The organism is Microbacterium mangrovi, from assembly GCF_000802305.1.
In the GTDB taxonomy this organism is placed as follows: Bacteria; Actinomycetota; Actinomycetes; order Actinomycetales; family Microbacteriaceae; genus Microbacterium; species Microbacterium mangrovi.
The window spans coordinates 890204-907511 of the sequence record NZ_JTDK01000006.1 but is presented as its reverse complement, the minus strand read 5'-3'; the positions used below and the strand labels follow the sequence as shown (position 1 = coordinate 907511).

Annotated in this window: 15 protein-coding genes; 13 read left to right on the top strand and 2 right to left on the bottom strand. The window is 66.4% G+C overall.

The annotated features are described in order from the left end of the window. Positions 1 to 5: 5 nt before the first annotated feature. The 10 genes from LK09_RS08095 (at position 6) to LK09_RS08050 (ending at position 12552) form a co-directional block, all read left to right on the top strand. Positions 6 to 746, top strand: coding sequence for an amino acid ABC transporter permease (locus LK09_RS08095; protein WP_052226531.1), 741 nt, complete (start codon positions 6 to 8; stop codon positions 744 to 746). After that, positions 743 to 1579 (top strand): amino acid ABC transporter ATP-binding protein, encoded by an 837-nt coding sequence (locus LK09_RS08090; RefSeq protein WP_052226530.1) that lies wholly within the window; start codon positions 743 to 745, stop codon positions 1577 to 1579. Before LK09_RS08095 ends, LK09_RS08090 begins: the two co-directional genes overlap by 4 nt. 70 nt (positions 1580 to 1649) lie before the next feature. Next, the gene (locus tag LK09_RS08085) at positions 1650 to 2894 is read left to right on the top strand and encodes an NAD(P)/FAD-dependent oxidoreductase (protein ID WP_039397731.1); all 1245 of its coding nucleotides are present in this window, start codon (positions 1650 to 1652) and stop codon (positions 2892 to 2894) included. A gap of 36 nt (positions 2895 to 2930) precedes the next feature. Further along, a complete protein-coding gene (locus LK09_RS08080) occupies positions 2931 to 3836 on the top strand; it encodes a dihydrodipicolinate synthase family protein (RefSeq protein WP_039397729.1) in 906 nt (301 codons plus the stop codon). Next, positions 3833 to 4921, top strand: coding sequence for a proline racemase family protein (locus LK09_RS08075; RefSeq protein WP_052226529.1), 1089 nt, complete (start codon positions 3833 to 3835; stop codon positions 4919 to 4921). The genes LK09_RS08080 and LK09_RS08075 overlap by 4 nt, the downstream gene beginning before the upstream one ends. A gap of 31 nt (positions 4922 to 4952) precedes the next feature. After that, positions 4953 to 5987 (top strand): proline racemase family protein, encoded by a 1035-nt coding sequence (locus LK09_RS08070; protein WP_039397727.1) that lies wholly within the window; start codon positions 4953 to 4955, stop codon positions 5985 to 5987. A 62-nt stretch (positions 5988 to 6049) separates the two neighbouring features. Continuing rightward, complete coding sequence (locus tag LK09_RS08065) at positions 6050 to 6814, top strand: SDR family NAD(P)-dependent oxidoreductase (RefSeq protein WP_039397725.1); 765 nt, start codon at positions 6050 to 6052, stop codon at positions 6812 to 6814. Next, positions 6814 to 7590, top strand: coding sequence for an SDR family NAD(P)-dependent oxidoreductase (locus LK09_RS08060; protein WP_039397723.1), 777 nt, complete (start codon positions 6814 to 6816; stop codon positions 7588 to 7590). The genes LK09_RS08065 and LK09_RS08060 overlap by 1 nt, the downstream gene beginning before the upstream one ends. 91 nt (positions 7591 to 7681) lie before the next feature. Continuing rightward, on the top strand, positions 7682 to 9058 hold the full coding sequence (locus LK09_RS08055; RefSeq protein WP_039397721.1) for an aldehyde dehydrogenase family protein: 1377 nt from the start codon (positions 7682 to 7684) through the stop codon (positions 9056 to 9058). A gap of 95 nt (positions 9059 to 9153) precedes the next feature. Beyond that, entirely contained in the window at positions 9154 to 12552 is a 3399-nt protein-coding gene (locus LK09_RS08050) for a pyruvate carboxylase (protein ID WP_039397719.1), read from the top strand. Positions 12553 to 12624: 72 nt separating this feature from the next. Here the strand turns inward: LK09_RS08050 and LK09_RS08045 are convergent, their stop codons facing one another. Continuing rightward, entirely contained in the window at positions 12625 to 13077 is a 453-nt protein-coding gene (locus LK09_RS08045) for an SRPBCC family protein (protein ID WP_039397717.1), read from the bottom strand. Between the two features lie 42 nt (positions 13078 to 13119). Continuing rightward, positions 13120 to 14001: an MBL fold metallo-hydrolase gene (locus LK09_RS08040; protein ID WP_052226528.1), complete on the bottom strand. Its 882-nt coding sequence runs from the start codon at positions 13999 to 14001 to the stop codon at positions 13120 to 13122. Between the two features lie 87 nt (positions 14002 to 14088). Here LK09_RS08040 and LK09_RS08035 point away from each other — a divergent pair, with 87 nt between their 5' ends. The 3 genes from LK09_RS08035 (at position 14089) to LK09_RS08025 (ending at position 17307) form a co-directional block, all read left to right on the top strand. Beyond that, on the top strand, positions 14089 to 14511 hold the full coding sequence (locus tag LK09_RS08035) for a MarR family winged helix-turn-helix transcriptional regulator (RefSeq protein ID WP_039397715.1): 423 nt from the start codon (positions 14089 to 14091) through the stop codon (positions 14509 to 14511). A 241-nt stretch (positions 14512 to 14752) separates the two neighbouring features. Beyond that, positions 14753 to 16360 (top strand): ABC transporter substrate-binding protein, encoded by a 1608-nt coding sequence (locus LK09_RS08030; RefSeq protein WP_082008120.1) that lies wholly within the window; start codon positions 14753 to 14755, stop codon positions 16358 to 16360. Continuing rightward, the gene (locus LK09_RS08025) at positions 16345 to 17307 is read left to right on the top strand and encodes an ABC transporter permease (RefSeq protein ID WP_156138678.1); all 963 of its coding nucleotides are present in this window, start codon (positions 16345 to 16347) and stop codon (positions 17305 to 17307) included. Before LK09_RS08030 ends, LK09_RS08025 begins: the two co-directional genes overlap by 16 nt. Position 17308: the final 1 nt, after the last annotated feature.

Genomic DNA, 17308 nt, shown 5'->3' with positions numbered 1-17308 from the left:
AGCTCATGATGATCAAGACGTATGACTTCGACTGGGGCGTCGTCCAGAGCAACTTCCCCCGCCTCCTGGAGGGGCTGTGGGTGACGATCGAGATCTCGCTGATCGTGATCGTCCTCTCGATGATCCTGTCGATCCCCGTGGCGCTGATGCGGATGTCGCACATCGACGTCGTCCGATGGGCGGCACAGCTCTACATCGAGGTGTTCCGGTGCACGCCGCTGCTGGTGCAGCTTTTCTGGGTCTACTATGCATTGCCTGCCCTGACCGGAATCACGATCCCGGGCCCGGTGTCGGCGGTGATGGCGCTGACGGCGAACCTGACGGCGTTCATGGCCGAAGCATTGCGATCCGGATTCCAGGCAGTGCCCGTCGAGCAGGTCGAAGCCGGGCAGATGCTGCGACTGACCCGTTGGGAGCAGATCCGCTACATCATCGTCCCGCAGGCGCTTCGCCAGCAGCTGCCGGTGATCCTGTCGCTGAACATCTCGCTGTTCAAAGACACGGCGCTGGTGTCGACGATCGCGGTCGCGGACCTCATGTTCACCGCGAACATGATCGCGTCGGAGACCTACCGTTCCCTCGAGATCCTGACCACGGCCGCCCTGATGTACTTCGTCATCGCGTTCCCGGTGTCGTTGATCCTGTCTCGGATCGAGCGGAACATGATGTCGCAAGGACCGAAAGCCCCCGGACTCCTGTCCCGTGTGCTTCCGGGCAACAAGCTGAAGGTGCAGACAACAGCATGAGCAACAAGACTCCAGGGCTGGTCACGACGGCCATCGGAACGCTCGGCGCTCGCGGCACCGACACAGGTGTCCTCTCGGCGGCGATCGGAGACGTGCTGGTCGCAGCGACCGGTCTGCAGAAGAGCTTCGGCGACCGCGTCATCCTCAAGAACGTCGACTTCGGCATGGCGCTCGGTGACATCACCGTGATCATCGGCAAGTCCGGATCCGGCAAGAGCACGCTGCTTCGCGCCATCGCCGGTCTCACCGACCCGGACGAGGGCACGATCGCCTTCGACGGACGGGTCGTGTTCGAAGAGGGCGAGCGCACCGACGACTGGGCCGACGTCGAATCCCACGTCGGCATGGTCTTCCAGAGCTACACGCTCTGGCCGCACATGGATGTGCTCGGCAACATGACGCTCGCTCCTCGCAAGCGACTGAAGCTCTCTGCCTCGGAAGCCGCGGACCGCGCGGAGGTCGCGCTCGGCGAGGTTGGCATGGCCCATCATCTGCGCAGCCGCCCCTCGCAGCTCTCGGGCGGTGAACGGCAGCGCGTCGCGATCGCCCGCGCCCTGATGATGCAACCCAAGCTCCTGCTGTGCGACGAGATCACCAGTGCGCTCGATCCGCCCGTCGCCGCAGAGGTGCTCGACGTCCTCCGGCGACTGAAGGCAGAAGAAGGCCTCGCGGTGGCTCTCGTCACCCACGACATGGCCTTCGCCGCGAAAGCGGCGGACCGGCTCGTCTTCTTCCACGAGGGGGAGATCGCCGTGAACACCACCCCAGACGAAGCGTTCAACCGCAGCACGAACCCCGACCTCAAGAAGTTCGTCGACGCGGTCCGATTCTGACCCGGATGCTGCCGGCCGGTCCGACCGGCAGCATCCACCCCCCACCCACACGAGAGAAAGAAGACCCGAGTTGCACACTGTTGTGATCGGCGGCGGCATCATCGGCCTCACCACGGCCTACCAGCTCGCAAAAGAGGGGGAGAGCGTCACCCTGGTCGACGCCCGCGCCACCGGGCTCGGCGCCGCCGAAGTGAATGCGGGCTGGGTGGTCCCCGCCGACTCGCTGCCGCTCCCGGGCCCCGGAGCCGTCGTCTCGGCGATGAAGTGGATGACCAAGCGCGACAGCCCGCTGTACATCAAGCCGTCGATCAAGCCTTCATTCCTCACGTTCATGCTCGGCATGTTCCGTGCATCCAATGCGAAGGATCAGCGCGCGGGCTTCGCCGCGCACCTGGCCCTCATGGGCGACTCGATCAGCGCGTTCGACGACTACCGCGCCGACGGGATCGATTTCGAGCTGAAGCACAACGGGCTGCTGATGGCGTTCCATGACGACGCGCACATGCACCTGCACCTCGGGTACGCGGACCTCACCGGTCAGTACGGCATCGCGCCGATCAAGATGCTCGGTGACGACGTCCGGGTGCACGAGCCGCTGCTGAAGGACGGGGTGCGCGGCGGACTGTTCTTCCCGAAGGAACTCCACCTCGACCCGCGCGCATTCGGAGCATCGCTGCACGCGAAGCTCGTGGAGATGGGCGTCGAGATCGTCGAGAACGCGCCGATCGACAAGGTGCAGAGAGCCGGCGATCGCATCGTCAGCGTGTCTTCAGGTAGCAGAACGTTCCCGGCCGACAACTTCCTTCTCGCCGCGGGCGCGTGGACCGGTCCAGTGTCCAAGCTGTTCGGGGCAGACCTCCCGATCCGGCCCGGCAAGGGCTACTCGGTCGAGATGTCGCCGTACGGGCTGAAGGGCGCGACCAACCTCTACGACGCGAAGGTCGCCGTCACTCCGTTCGAGGATCGACTACGGCTCGCGGGCACCATGGAGTTCGGTGGTCTCGACGAGAACATCAACCGTGTGCGCGTCGATGCGATCCTCCGCGCTCCGCTCACCTATCTGCGCGACTGGGAACCGCCTGCTGCTGCCGATGTCCGGCCTCAGGCCGGCATGCGGCCCGTCGCGCCCGACGGCCTCCCCGTCATGGGCCGCCTTCCTCGCCTGGCGAACGCCTACGTCGCCGGCGGCCACGGCATGTACGGCGTGACCCTGGCGCCGGCGACCGCGCGCGCCATGAGCACCCTCATCCGCGAGGGCGTCCTCGACCCCGTCCTGCTGCCGTTCTCACCCGCCCGCTTCCGCGGCGGCCGGTAGCAGCACCCAGACCCAAGAAACGAAAGAAGAACTGCCATGACCCGTAAGAATGCCGACCTCGGCGGTGTGCTCGCCGCGATCCCCACCCCCTTCACCGCGGACGGGACCGCCGTCGATGCCGACGGCATCAGAGCGCAGGTCGAGCGCATGGTCGCCGGCGGTGTGGCGGGTGTCGTTCCCACCGGCACCTCCGGCGAGTTCACGAGCCTCACTCCCGAGGAGTACCGAGAAGTCATCAGACTCAACGTCGAAGCAGCTGCTGGGCGTGTGAAGGTCATCGCGGGCGTCGGGCACACCTCCACTGCCGGGGCGGTCGAGCTCGCCCGCTACGCCGAAGAGGTCGGTGCCGACGCCGTGATGGTCGTGCCGCCCTTCTACGACCCGCTCTCGTTCGAGGCGCTCAAAGCGTTCCTGCGAACCATCTCCGATTCGATCGGCCTGCAGATCATGTACTACAACGTTCCCGGGGCGACCGGGATCGCGCTCGACGCCGAGCAGCTCGCGGAACTCGGTGACATCGACGGCGTGGACTACTTCAAGGACACGTCGGGGGACGCCGTTGCTCTGACGGATGTGCTGACGAGCCGCACCAATCGGATCACGGCCTTCAACGGATGGGACACGCTGACGTTCCTCGGCATCACCCTCGGCGCGAAGGGCTCGGTGTGGGGTGTGGCCTCCATCGCCCCGGCGCAGGCCGCAGAACTCTTCCGCGTCATCGCCGAGGAGAAAGACCTGGATCGCGGACGCGAGCTGTGGGCGCCGCTGTGGAACCTCAGTTCCGTGCTCGAGTCGGTGAACTACCCGGCCGGCCTCAAGGCCGCGCTCGAACTCCTTGGCACGCCGGTCGGTCCGGTGCGCGAGCCGATCCTGCCGCTTGCGGCAGACGACCGCGCACGGATCGCCGACGCGCTCCGAGGCCTCGGAGTGCTCGCAGCATGAGCGCCGAGACCGCTGGGGGCGCACCCTTCGCGGTGGAGACCATCGAGGTCCACGCGGAGGGGGAGCCGGGCCGGGTCATCCCGAATGCGGACCGATTCGTTGTCGGCGAGACCATGGCGGAGCGCTTCGACTATTGCGTACGCGAACTCGACGGGCTGCGCGGGCTGCTGCTGCGTGAGCCGCGCGGCTACCCGGCGACGTGTGGCGTCTTCCTGCTCCCACCCGTGAACGCGGGCTCCGACTTCGGCATCGTCGTGCTCGAACAGGGTGGATTCACCCCGATGTCCGGCAGCAACACGATCTGCGCGGTCACCGCCGCGGTGGAGACCGGGATCGTGCCGGTCCGCGGCGCCGAGACCGAGGTCGTCATCGACACCGCGGTGGGCATCGTCCGCGCCACCGCGCACCTCGAGGAACGCGACGGCCGGGTGAAGGTGCGTTCGGTGACCGTGGTGAACGTCCCTGCGTTCGCGGTCGAGATCGACCGGATGCTCACCGTTCGTGAGTTCGGCGACATCCGGGTCGATGTTGTGTTCGGCGGTCAATACTTCGTGCAGCTCGACATCGCCCAGCTGGGCATCGACCTGAAACCGGAGAACGCCAAGCGCATCACGCGGGCGGCTGCGCTCGTGAAACTGGCCGCGCTCGAACAGGTGGCGGTGCGCCACCCGGTCAATCCCGCGATCGACCGGGTCGCGATGATCATGCTGCACAACGGTGACCGTAAGCCGGGCAAGCAGGCCCAGAACGCGAACGTCCTGACGAGCGCCCCGATCGTCGCAGATCGCGAGGAAAGCTGGACGGGCGTTCTCGACCGGTCGCCGTGTGGCACCGGGACGAGCGCGCGGATGGCAGCGCTGCATGCCCGTGGGCAGCTCGGGCTCGGCGAGGACTTCTCGCACCGCAGCATCATCGGCAGCGAGTTCATCGGTCGCCTCGTCGGCGAGACGCGCGTCGGGGACTATCACGCGGTGCTGCCCACGATCACGGGCCGCGGCTGGGTCAGCGGCCGCGCGGTCTGGGAGCTCGACCCGACCGACCCGTACCGCGAGGGATACACCGTCGGCGATATCTGGGCTGCGTAGCCGGTTCCCGTGCCGGATCCCAGGAGGAAGAATGCAGTTTTCCCGAGTGCTCTCGGTTGTTGAATGTCACGCAGCGGGAGAGAGCGGCAAGGTGATCGTGGGCGGCGTGGGTCATGTCCCGGGCGAGACGATGTTCGACAAACGCCGGCATCTCGAATCGCAGATGGACGAGATTCGTAAGCTGGTGCTTTTTGAGCCCCGCGGGGCGGTCTGGCACAACGCGAACATCGTCCTGCCGTCGAACCACCCTGAGGCCGACATGGGGTACGTGATCCTTGAGACTACGGAGTACCCTGCCATGTCTGGTTCCAACACAATGTGCGTCGCGACGGTGCTGTTGGAGACTGGGATTCTCCCGTTGAAGGAACCGGTGACCGAGCTGGTGCTCGAATCGCCTGCCGGGCTCATCCGCGTTCGCTGCGCCTGCGACAACGGCAAAGTCACGAGCGTTCGGCTCGTGAACCAGCCGGCCTTCGTCTACTACCGCGATGTGAGCATCGAGGTGGGCGGTATCGGCACGGTGCGTCTGGACGTCGCGTACGGGGGAATGACGTACGCGATGGCGCAGGCCGAAGAGCTCGGCTTCGCGATCGATCCGTCGGAGGCGCGCGAGGTGTGCGAGGTCGGCGAGCGAATCAAGCAGGCGGCGATCGCCCAGTTGCCGGTCGAGCACCCCGAGAATGCGGAGATCCCCGGGATCACAAATTTTGAGCTAATGGGGCCGCTCCGACGAGAGAACGGTGTGCTCACTGCCCGGAACACGGTTGTGGTCTCACCCGGGCGGTGTGACCGCTCGCCGTGCGGAACCGGCACTTCCGCGCGACTCGCACTTCTGCATGCGCAGGGCCTCATCGAGCCCCGCGAAACCTTCATCCACGAGTCGATCACCGGCAGCCGATTCACTTCGTCGATCGAATCCGTCACTCGGCTCGGTCCGTATCCTGCGGTCGTGCCTGCCATTGCGGGACAGGCCTGGATCACGGGCCTCCATCAGATGGGTCTCCACCCTACAGACCCCTACCCCCGGGGGTTCACCGTCGCTGACACCTGGCTGTCGCCAGCCTGAACACCGCTGATCCCCGCTTGGCAGCGGGATCAGGCATCACACACCATGCCGAAAGGAACAACATGAGCAAGCGCTTTGCGGGCAAGGTCGCCCTGGTCACGGGCGGTGGCGGCGGGATCGGGTCGGCGACGAGCCGCCGGCTTGCAGCCGAGGGGGCGCGCGTCTTCGTGGCCGACGCGGTCGGAGCGAGCGCGGCCGCGGTGGCCGCTGAGATCAGGGATGCCGGCGGCGACGCACAGGAGATCGTGTTCGACCTTACGTCCGCCGAGGCCTGCCGTGCTGCCGTTGCCGCGGTCGAATACGTGACGGACCGCGGCGCGGTCGACGTGCTCGTGAACAATGCCGGCGCCATGCGTCGCGGTGCGCTGTTGGACACGAGCGAGGCCGACTGGAATCTGAGCTTCGCTGTGAACGTCGACGCGCTCTTTCACATGTGCCGAGCCGTGCTTCCCGCGATGATCGCCGCTGGCGGCGGTTCGATCGTCAACACGGCATCCCAGTGGGGGCTCACCCCGGCATCCGGGCACCTCGCCTACAACGTCACCAAGGCGGCGGTCGTCTCCTTCACGAAGAGCCTTGCGCGCGACTACGCGCCGAACCACGTGCGCGTGAACGCCGTGTGCCCCGGCGAGATCCACACGCCCATGCTCGAAAAGGGGATCGCCGAGAAGGGGCGCACGATCGCCGATCTGGACGCGCTCGTGCCGCTCGGGCGCATCGGGCGTCCCGACGAGGTCGCCGCACTCATCGCGTTCCTCGCGTCCGACGAGGCCGAGTTCGTGTGCGGTGCGTGCGTCGAGATCACTGGCGCCCAGGCCGTCGCGTGATGTCCACGGCACAGGGCGAGCTCGTCGGCAAGCGGGCCTTCGTCACCGGGAGCTCGCGTGGGATCGGGCGTGCGACGGCCGCCCTCCTGCACCGACGGGGCGCGAGCGTCGTCGTGCACGCGCGAACCGCATCCGAGCACACCCGGTCGTTGCTCTCCGAGCTCCAGTCTGCAGGAGAACCGAATAGCGGGTCGCGCGTCGCCCTCGTCACCGGCGCGCTCGACGGCGTCGACGATGCGACCGCGGTCTGGGATTCCGCGGTGTCGGCGTTCGGAGGCCTCGACGTGCTCGTCAACAACGCAGGGGCGTGGATTGCCTCAGAGATCGAGTCGGCCGAAGCCTGGCGAGTGGGGTGGGAAGCGAACCTCGGCCTCAATCTCGTGGCACCGTCAGAGCTGTGCCGACGCGCGATCCTCGAATTCCGCGCCGGAGACGGCGGCGTCATCGTCAACCTCGCAAGCCGATCCTCTCACCGCGGGGACGACGCCGAACACCTCGCCTACGGCGCCGCGAAGGGGGGACTGCTGGCCCTCACCAAGGGGATCGCGCGTGGCTACGGCCGCGACGGCGTGCTCGCATACGCCCTGGCGCCCGGCTGGGTCGCGACCGATCTGTCCGACGGTGCGATCGAGCGTTCGGTGCTCGATGCGCTTCCCCTCGGGGAGGTGACGCCCGCCGGCGACGTCGCGGAGGTCATCGCCTTCCTCGCAACGGGGCGTGCGAGGCACGCTACCGGGGCGACGATCGACATCACCGGCGCCGACTACGTCCGGTAACAGCCCCGTGCCCTCCGTTGCGGGGAGCAGACCACGAGAACACGCAGCGATGACATCGCTTCATCGCTCCGAAGACAGGAAACGGAACACCATGGCGAAGTACCGGGTTCAGAACCCCGCGACAGGCGAGATCGTCGAGACCTTCGAATCGGCCACGGATGCAGAGGTCGAGCAGCAACTCGCGGCCGCCGACACCGCATACCGTGCGTGGCGGGACCGGAGCGTGCAGGACCGTGCGGGCGTGGTCAAGCGCGTCGCGGCGATCTTCGGCGAGCGCCGCCAGGAGCTGGCGGAGATCATCGCCATCGAGATGGGCAAGTCCATCGCCGAGAGCCTCGACGAGGTCGACTTCGCGACCGCGATCATCGACTACTACGCGGTCCACGGCCCAAGCCTCATCACCGACTACGAGATCCCGAGCACCATCCCGGGCAAGGCCCTGATCGAGCACCTGCCCATCGGGGCGCTCCTCGGCGTCATGCCGTGGAACTTCCCCTACTACCAGGTCGCACGCTTCGCAGCCCCCAACCTCGTGCTCGGCAACACGATCCTGCTCAAGCACGCCGACATCTGCGCGAAGTCGAACCGTGTGATCCAGGAGATCATGGAGCAGGCCGGCGTCCCGGTCGGCGGGTACCAGGCGCTGTTCGTGTCCCACGACCAGATCGGTCGGATCATCGCCGACCCGCGTGTGCAGGGAGTGTCGTTGACCGGCTCCGAGCGGGCCGGCGCGATCATCGGCGCCCAGGCCGGCGCCCACCTCAAGAAGTGCGTGCTCGAACTCGGTGGCATCGACCCGATGGTCGTCCTCGACTCCGATGACGTCGCCGCCGTCGCGAAGGCCGCGTGGGACTTCCGCACCTACAACGCCGGCCAGGTCTGCAACTCCAACAAGCGCCTGATCGTCATGGCCGACATCTACGACGAGTTCGTCGCAGAGCTGGTGAAGCTCGCCGAGGGTCTGAAGCCAGGCGACCAGCTGAATCTGGGCGAAGGCGAGTACGTCCCGCTGTCCACCCGGGCCGCTGCGGAGACCGTGGATGCGCAAGTGCAGAAGGCCGTCTCCGAGGGCGCCCGTCTGCTCGCCGGGGGAGTGCTCTCCGAAGGCCTCGGCGCCCACTACTCGCCCGCGGTGCTCGTCGACGTTCCTCGCAAATCCGAGTCGTACCGCGAAGAGATCTTCGGGCCGGTTGCGACCGTCTATCGCGTAACCAGCGACGAGGAGGCTCTCGAGCTCGCCAACGACTGCGCACTCGGACTCGGCGGCTCCGTCTTCTCCACCGATGAGGCCCGCGCCGCACGCGTGGCATCCCGCCTCGAAGTCGGCATGGCTCACGTCAACACGATCGCGGCCGAGGCTGCGGAGATCCCGTTCGGCGGCGTCAAGCGCTCGGGCTTCGGGCGCGAGATGGGCCCGGTCGGCATCGGCGAATTCGCCAACAAGCGCCTCTACTTCGTCTCGAAGTAGCTCAAGGAACAGTCGTCGCCCCGCGCTGGATGCGCTGAGGCGACACCTCCCACGACGCCCCGCCGACGGGGCACCAGAAAGGACCCGTACCGCAGATGTTCCGGAAGATCCTGGTCGCCAACCGTGGCGAGATCGCGATCCGCGCCTTTCGCGCGGCCTACGAACTGGGCGCCCAGACGGTCGCCGTGTTTCCGTACGAAGACCGCAACTCCATGCACCGTCTGAAGGCTGACGAGGCCTACCTGATCGGGACGGAAGGGCACCCGGTGCGGGCTTACCTCGACGTCGCCGAGATCGTCCGCGTCGCGAAGAAGTGCGGCGCGGATGCCATCTACCCGGGCTACGGATTCCTCTCGGAGAACCCCGGGCTCGCCGCGGCCGCCGAGGAGGCTGGTATCCGCTTCATCGGGCCCGGGCGGCGGGCCCTGGAGATGGCGGGCAACAAGGTTGCAGCCAAGGAGCACGCGATCGCCGCGGGTGTGCCGGTGCTGCGGTCGACTCCGCCGTCGACGGACGTCGAGGCGCTCGTCGAGGGTGCGGGTGAGATCGGGTTCCCGGTGTTCGCGAAGGCGGTCGCGGGCGGTGGTGGTCGCGGCATGCGCCGGGTCGAACGCGCCGAGGACCTCAGAGACGCACTCGAGTCCGCCATGCGCGAGGCCGAGTCCGCGTTCGGGGACGCGACGATGTTCATCGAGCAGGCCGTGCTTCGCCCGCGCCACATCGAGGTGCAGATCCTGGCCGACAAGTCGGGTGCCACCGTGCACCTGTTCGAGCGCGACTGCTCAGTGCAGCGCCGGCACCAGAAGGTCGTCGAGATCGCGCCCGCGCCGAACCTGGAACCCGCCGTCCGCGACGCCCTGACCCGCGACGCGATCGCCTTCGCGAAGTCGATCGGCTACGAGAACGCGGGCACGGTCGAGTTCCTTCTCGACACCGAAGGTGAGCGTACGGGCGAGCATGTGTTCATCGAAATGAACCCGCGTATCCAGGTGGAGCACACGGTGACCGAAGAAGTCACCGACGTCGACCTGGTCCAGGCGCAGATGCGGATCGCCGCCGGAGAGACCCTCGCCGATCTCGGCCTGACCCAGGACCGGATCCGACTTCGCGGCGCGGCCCTGCAGTGCCGGATCACGACGGAGGACCCGGCGAACGGGTTCCGCCCGGACCTCGGACGCATCACCGCCTACCGTTCGCCTGGTGGTGGCGGGGTGCGTCTGGACGACGGCACGATCAATCCCGGTGGGCACATCAGCCCGCATTTCGATTCGATGCTCGCCAAGCTCACCTGCCGGGGGCGCGACTTCGCCGCCGCCGTGAGCCGTGCCCGTCGGGGGCTTGCTGAGTTCCGAATCCGCGGTGTCGCCACCAACATCCCGTTCCTGCAGGCGGTGCTGGCCGATTCCGCGTTCCAGGCGGGAGACGTTTCCACCTCGTTCATCGAGGAACGACCCGAGCTTCTCACCCTGAACAAGCCGAAAGACCGCGCGACTCGCGCGCTGCAGTACCTTGCCGATGTCACGGTGAATCAGCCGAATGGGGAGCGCCCCGCCGCGATCGAACCCCGGGTCAAGCTGCCCGCCGTGGATCTCGACGCACCCGCCCCCCGCGGTCACCGCCAGCAGTTGCTCGAAAAGGGTCCTGAGCGCTACGCGAGGAGCCTTCGTGAGCAGACCGCGCTCGCTGTAACGGAAACAACGTTCCGCGACGCTCACCAGTCGCTCCTCGCCACTCGGGTGCGGACGCGTGATCTGCTCGCCGTCGCGCCGCACGTGGCGCGGCTCACCCCCGAGCTGTGGTCGGTCGAGGCCTGGGGCGGCGCGACCTATGACGTCGCGCTGCGGTTTCTCGGCGAAGACCCGTGGGAGCGCCTGGCGGCGCTTCGCGATACCCTCCCGAACGTCCCGATCCAGATGCTGCTTCGCGGCCAGAACACCGTGGGCTACACCCCGTACCCCGCCTCCGTGGCGCAGGCGTTCGTCCGTGAAGCCGCCGCGACCGGTGTGGACGTCTTCCGCATCTTCGACGCGCTGAACGACGTGAACCAGATGCGTGTCGCGATCGACGCCGTCCGCGAGACGGGAACCGCCGTCGCTGAAGTCGCGATGGCGTACACCGGCAATCTCCTCGACCCGGCCGAAGACAAGTACACACTCGACTACTACCTGCGTCTCGCCAATCAGATCGTCGCCGCCGGTGCGCACGTGCTTGCGATCAAGGACATGGCCGGGCTCCTGCGTCCTGCGGCGGCGGCGACGCTCGTGACCGCGCTTCGAGACCGCTTCGAACTTCCCGTTCACCTCCACACGCACGACACCCCGGGCGGACAGCTCGCGACGCTGCTTGCCGCGTCTGCGGCGGGCGTGGACGCAGTCGATGTGGCCTCCGCGCCGATGTCGGGGACGACGTCGCAGCCGTCGCTGTCTGGCCTGGTGGCGTCGCTCGCGAACACGGATCGCGACACGGGGCTGTCACAGTCCGCCGTCCTGGCCTTGGAACCTTACTGGGACGCGGTGCGCACACTGTACAAGCCGTTCGAATCCGGGTTACCGTCGCCGACGGGGCGCGTGTACACGCACGAGATCCCGGGCGGGCAGTTGTCGAACCTGCGCCAGCAGGCCATCGCGCTCGGGCTCGCCGACAACTTCGAGAAGATCGAGGACATGTACGCGGCCGCGGACCGGATTCTCGGCCGCATCCCGAAGGTCACCCCGTCATCCAAGGTCGTCGGCGACCTCGCCCTCCACCTCGCAGCGGTCGACGCCGATCCGCAGGAGTTCGAGGAGAATCCGCAGTCCTTCGACATCCCCGACTCCGTCGTGGGCTTCCTCTCCGGCGAACTGGGCGAGATCCCGGGCGGATGGCCTGAGCCCTTCCGAAGCAAGGTACTCGCGGGACGCCAGGCACGCCCGGAAGTCGCCGCCGTGCCGGAGAGCGATGAGGCGCTTCTCGATGGCACCTCCGATGAGCGTCGGGATGCACTTAACCGGCTGCTCTTCCCGCAGCCGACCGTTCAGTTCCACGCGGCCCGTGAGAAGTTCGGCGACCTGTCGATCCTCGACACGGGGGACTACCTTTATGGCCTCGAAGCTGGCAGCGAGCACGCGGTGGACCTCGCGGAAGGCGTGCGCCTCTACGTCGGGCTCGAGGCGATCGGGGACGCTGACGACAAGGGGGTGCGGACCGTGATGGTGCGCGTCAACGGCCAGTTGCGCCCGGTGTTCGTGAAGGATCAGCGGATTTCTGTGGTCGCCCCGGTGGCGGAGAAGGCCGACCGGACGGTTGCCGGGCAAGTCGCCGCGCCCTTCTCGGGCACCGTGACGGTCAAGGCCGCAGTCGGCGACATCGTCGAGGTTGGGCAGCCTGTCGCCGTCATCGAAGCCATGAAGATGGAGGCGGCGATCACCGCACCGGTGGGTGGCCGCGTGTCGCGGACGGCGTTCTCGGGCGTGCGATCGGTCGAGGCAGGTGACCTCGTCATCGTCATCGAGTAGAACGCCGTCCGCGACACATCCGGTGTCGGTGGCAGAGGCACTGTCGTCAACACGGCGATATCGACGGATGACTCAGGCGGTCAGAGACCGGGCGTGGGCGTCGATGCGCGCAAGTTGCTTCGCGTAGACCCGGTGGAGTCTGCGCGGTGCGACGAAACGCTCGACGACGCCTGCAACCCCGGTCTCGCCCGTGAAGGTCGACGTGATGTTCACGAGTGTGTGTGCGTCGTGCGGCGTCACGGTGATCGTCGTGGTGAGACCTGATCCGTTGGTGTCGGTGAGCACGAGGACCTCACCGGGTGCCGGTTCGGTGACGTGCATCTGCAGTTCCCGAGTGCCGCGCGCGAAGTCGATCTTGAACGACACGACGGCGCCGGCCCCCACACCGCCCTGCTCCACCCGAACGTCATAGAACGGCGGCGGGAGGAATCGGGCAAGAAGGCGCATGTCGGCGACACAGTCGTAGACCGTGCCTCTCGGTGCGTTGATGACGCGTTCTGCGGATGCACTGACGATCTCAGGCATGTGTTGTCTCCTCATCTGTGATTCAAGGACAATGCGGGCTCCTCAGGCGTCGACCGGCGTCCACACGGGGCGACCGTCTTCGAAGCGGATGCGGCCGAAGGGCTCCGGGAAGTGGACGGCGAACCCGATTGTGTCGGGTCGCGCAAGTTCGCGGATGAGGCGGTCGCGCAGGTCGATGGCCTGCGTGTGGTCGTAGTCGAAGGTGTTCTGCCACCGCGGGTGTGCGAGTTGAAGCGGTGTGTGGAAGGCATCGCCGATAGCGAGCACTCGGGTGCCGTCCGCATGGATTTCGTAGCCGGTGTGTCCGGCGCTGTGACCCGGGGCGGGCATGACCGTGACCCCGGGAAAGATCTCAGCGCCGGCAGCGATGGTGCGGACATTTGACGCCATCGCTGCGATCATCGGCCCCATTCCCTGTGCCTCGGGGAGGTGGCGCTGGGACCACTCGGCTTCGGCGACGAGATAGGGCGCGTGGCGGAACGCGGGTGCGTCACCGCCGGGTGCGGGATGCCAGGCCCACCCGAAGTGGTCTGCGTGGAGGTGGGTCAGGGCGACTGCCTCGACGTCTTCCGGCGTGCGGCCGAGGACCGCGAGGCTCTCCAGGAGTGCACCTCCGGTGATGACCCCGTACGTGTTGAGCGGCGGCCCCATCGTGATCGGACCAGCCCCGGCGTCGATGAGCAGCGCCCGGCCGTCGCGCTCCACGAGCAGGCCCCCGACACTCGCGGTGAGATGCGTCCCGCCGGTGAGATACCGCGCGTTCTCCCGCCAGAACTCATCGGCCACGTCCGGCATGAGCATCCGGGCGTCGAGGGTTGCCTGGCCGTCGGGTACGTAGCTGAGCTTCGTGTCGCCGAGGGCGAGAGTGCGGATGCCGGACGGGCGCCGGTAACGGTCGGCGTCGGGCTCGGTGGTGTTCGTCATGAGTTCAGACCTCCATGTGGTTATGACATACATGATTATGTAGGATAATAATCATGACGTCAAGTAGTTTGCTAGACTGGACGGGTGATGGAGTTGGACGCGGACGCGTCGTTGCAATGGGAGCTGGGCAAGCTCGTCCATGAGCTCGACATGCAGAGCAACGCGCGAATGCGCGAGCGCGTCGCAGCTCTCGGGCTCACCACTGCGCAGGCGTCGGCCCTGTTCGAGCTGACCGGTCCGATGACCTTGACGGAACTCGCCGGGCGCATGGCCTGCGAACCCTCCAATGCCATCGGCATCATCGACAAGCTCGAGAGTCAGAACCTCATCGAACGACAGCCACACCCAACTGACCGCCGAGCAAAGCAGCTCGCCCTCACGTCAGCCGGAGGCGACCGTCGCGGACAGCTTCTGAAGGTGCTGAACGCGGGGCCGTTCATCACTGGACTTACCAACGCGGAGGCGCAGAATCTCCGACTCCTGCTGCAGCGGGCTCTCGGTCGAGACTGAGGTGGTCGGTCGGCGTCGCGCTCCGATTCGCCCGAACCGAAGAGTCGCCGCCGGGGCGCAGCCGGACGCGGGTGGGTTATCTGAAACTCCTCGTTGACAATCCCTGGAGACGTCTCTAGGGTTATCAACCAAGCGTTGTATAACGATGGATGGATAACTTCTCACCCGAGAATGCTCGGCGCAGTGTTGCGCCGCTCGAGCATCGACCGCTCGAGTTCCCTGACCAGAATCTGAGGTTGTGATGCGTCAACTGCCCTTCCTGAACAGCCCCCACCCGACGTCCGAGATCCTCGTGAACCGGAGGACGCTCCTCCGCATCGCCGCTGTCGGTGCGGTCGCTTCCGTCGCTGGGCTCGCGGGGTGTGCCCCCAGCGCAACCCCTACTTCCAGCGCCAGCGCCGGCAAGCCCCAAAAGGGTGGCGTGCTGACGGTTGGAATGATCAGCGGTGGCAGCGAGGAGACCCTCAATCCCAACAAGCTGGTGACCGGTATCGACGCGGCGCGAATCCAGCAGGTGTATGAGTCCGCATACACCTTCGATAACCAGGGCAATCCGGTCCCCGGTATCGTCGACAAGGCGACTCCCTCCGCAGATGGCACCAGCTGGACGCTCCACGTCCGCGAGGGAGTCACATTCCAAGACGGCACGCCGCTGACGGCCGCCGACATTGCTTGGTCCTACAACTATGTCCTTGATGAGGCGAATGGTGCCTACGGTCGCGGCGATCTGCTGAGCGCGGGCGTCTCGTCTGTCCGTGCCGTGGACAGCTCGACCGTCAAGGTCTCGCTGTCCGCGCCGAACTTCATGCTGACCTTCATCCTCCCGCGCACGCAGCTGGCGATCTTCAAGAACCATGCCGTTCCTGGGGCCAACGGCAAGTTCATCGGTACGGGTCCCTTCAAGCTCGAGCGCTTCGTTGCGGGCGAGCGTGCGGTCTTCCGCGCGTACCCCGGGTACTGGGGTGGGGCGGTCAACCTCGATGGCGTGGAAATCATCTCGCTCGCCGATCCGAGCGCGTTGGCTAGCGCGATCCAGAGCGGACAGATCCTCGCCGCAGCGAGCGTTGGCTACGAACTCGTGGGCACGTTCAAGAACAACCCACAGTTTCACCTGTTCAACGGGCGCTCCGGATACTTCAATGCGTTCGTGATGGACACTCAGAAGGCTCCGTATAACGACCCACGGGTGAGGAAGGCGCTCCGTCTGCTGGTCGATCGCAAGCAGCAGGTGACGAACGCCTTGAGCGGGGAAGGCGCCGTCGCGAACGATCTCTTCAGCTGGTACGACCCGTACTACGCATCTGACATCGAGCAGATCAAGTACGACCCCAAGCAGGCGAAGGCGCTGCTCGAAGAAGCCGGCGTTGCCTCGCAAACATTCGAACTCTTCACTACCGACGGCAGTCCGGGCATGGTCGCCGCCGCCAGCCTCTTCAGCGCTTCGGCCGAAAGCGCTGGCGTCGATGTCAAGATCACCAAGCTCCCGTACGACAGCTACATCGCGATCGCCTACGGCCAGAAGCCATTCTGGTCGACCTACTGGCCGGGTCTGCCGCTTGTGCAGATGTGGGCGAGTACCCTGTCGCCGAACGCGCAGTACCCCGAGACGCATTGGCACAACGCGCAATGGAACGAACTCTTCACGAAGGCGCTCGCCGCTCCCAATGAGGGCAACCGGAAGCGCCTCATGGCTGAGGCTCAGCAGGTCCTGCACGAGGGCACCGGCTACATCATTCCGACGTTCAACAATCAGTCGGACGTCATCCGTTCGAGCGTGGGGGGCATCAAGGAGGGCCCGATGGATCCGTTCGGGGGATATGACTTCCGGACTGCGTGGTTGAAGCACTGATGACGCGAGCGATCCTCACACGAGTGCTCTCGGCGGCGGTGATTATTCTCGTCGTCTCAGCGATCGTGTTCTTCGGACTTGTGGCTCTCCCGGGAGATGCGGCGCAGGCGATTCTGGGCCGCCAGGCGACTCCCGAGCTTCTGTCGCAGTTCCGTGCCGAGCATGGGCTCGACGTGCCCGCGATTCAGCGCTATTTCGAGTGGCTCGGCGGCCTGTTTCACGGAGACCTGGGAACTTCACTCGTCAGCGGGCAGCCGATCGGTCAACAGTTGAGTGGCCGGGTCATGTACACCGTGGCCCTCGCGGCTGCGGCGTCGCTGGTCCTGATCCCGGTGTCCCTCGTACTCGGGTTGTGGTCGGCGACGCGTGCGACCAAGGCGACAGACAACGTGATCAGCGGGTCGACACTCGTGTTCCTGTCGATCCCCGAGTTCGTCATCGGGGCGCTCGTCATCGCGCTTTTCGCGGTGACCTGGCCCCTGCTGCCCGCGAACTCTCTATTCGACTCCACGGTGCCGATCTTCGCCCAGTATCAGTACCTCATCCTTCCCACGCTGACCCTTGTTCTCGCAGCATCGGCGCAGGCGACGCGGATGATCCGGGCAACGATGATCGACGTCCTGCGTTCGGACTACATCCAGATCGCCGAGTTGAAAGGGGTTCCGCAACGGCAGATCCTCTTTCGGCATGCCCTGCCCAATGCACTTGGACCCACGCTGCAGATCTTCGCCTTCACGATCGCATGGCTGGTCGGCGGTGTCGTCACGGTCGAGGTTGTGTTCAGCTACCCGGGTCTGGGCTCTGCATTGGTCGACGCAGTACACAACCGCGACTTCCCCGTGGTATTGGCAATCGTCATGCTTGCCACGGCGGCGTACGTCGTCTTGATCATGCTTGCCGATATCGCGGCGATGGTCCTCAACCCTCGTCTCCGGAAGGCGGCCTGAT

Excerpts from the sequence above, each read along its gene's own strand:
- LK09_RS08095 (WP_052226531.1), top strand. The coding sequence starts at position 6 with ATGATGATCAAGACGTATGACTTCGACTGGGGCGTCGTCCAGAGCAAC.
- LK09_RS08090 (WP_052226530.1), top strand. The coding sequence starts at position 743 with ATGAGCAACAAGACTCCAGGGCTGGTCACGACGGCCATCGGAACGCTC.
- LK09_RS08080 (WP_039397729.1), top strand. The coding sequence starts at position 2,931 with ATGACCCGTAAGAATGCCGACCTCGGCGGTGTGCTCGCCGCGATCCCC.
- LK09_RS08075 (WP_052226529.1), top strand. The coding sequence starts at position 3,833 with ATGAGCGCCGAGACCGCTGGGGGCGCACCCTTCGCGGTGGAGACCATC.
- LK09_RS08070 (WP_039397727.1), top strand. The coding sequence starts at position 4,953 with ATGCAGTTTTCCCGAGTGCTCTCGGTTGTTGAATGTCACGCAGCGGGA.
- LK09_RS08065 (WP_039397725.1), top strand. The coding sequence starts at position 6,050 with ATGAGCAAGCGCTTTGCGGGCAAGGTCGCCCTGGTCACGGGCGGTGGC.
- LK09_RS08060 (WP_039397723.1), top strand. The coding sequence starts at position 6,814 with ATGTCCACGGCACAGGGCGAGCTCGTCGGCAAGCGGGCCTTCGTCACC.
- LK09_RS08055 (WP_039397721.1), top strand. The coding sequence starts at position 7,682 with ATGGCGAAGTACCGGGTTCAGAACCCCGCGACAGGCGAGATCGTCGAG.
- LK09_RS08050 (WP_039397719.1), top strand. The coding sequence starts at position 9,154 with ATGTTCCGGAAGATCCTGGTCGCCAACCGTGGCGAGATCGCGATCCGC.
- LK09_RS08045 (WP_039397717.1), bottom strand. The coding sequence starts at position 13,077 with ATGCCTGAGATCGTCAGTGCATCCGCAGAACGCGTCATCAACGCACCG.
- LK09_RS08040 (WP_052226528.1), bottom strand. The coding sequence starts at position 14,001 with ATGACGAACACCACCGAGCCCGACGCCGACCGTTACCGGCGCCCGTCC.
- LK09_RS08035 (WP_039397715.1), top strand. The coding sequence starts at position 14,089 with ATGGAGTTGGACGCGGACGCGTCGTTGCAATGGGAGCTGGGCAAGCTC.
- LK09_RS08030 (WP_082008120.1), top strand. The coding sequence starts at position 14,753 with ATGCGTCAACTGCCCTTCCTGAACAGCCCCCACCCGACGTCCGAGATC.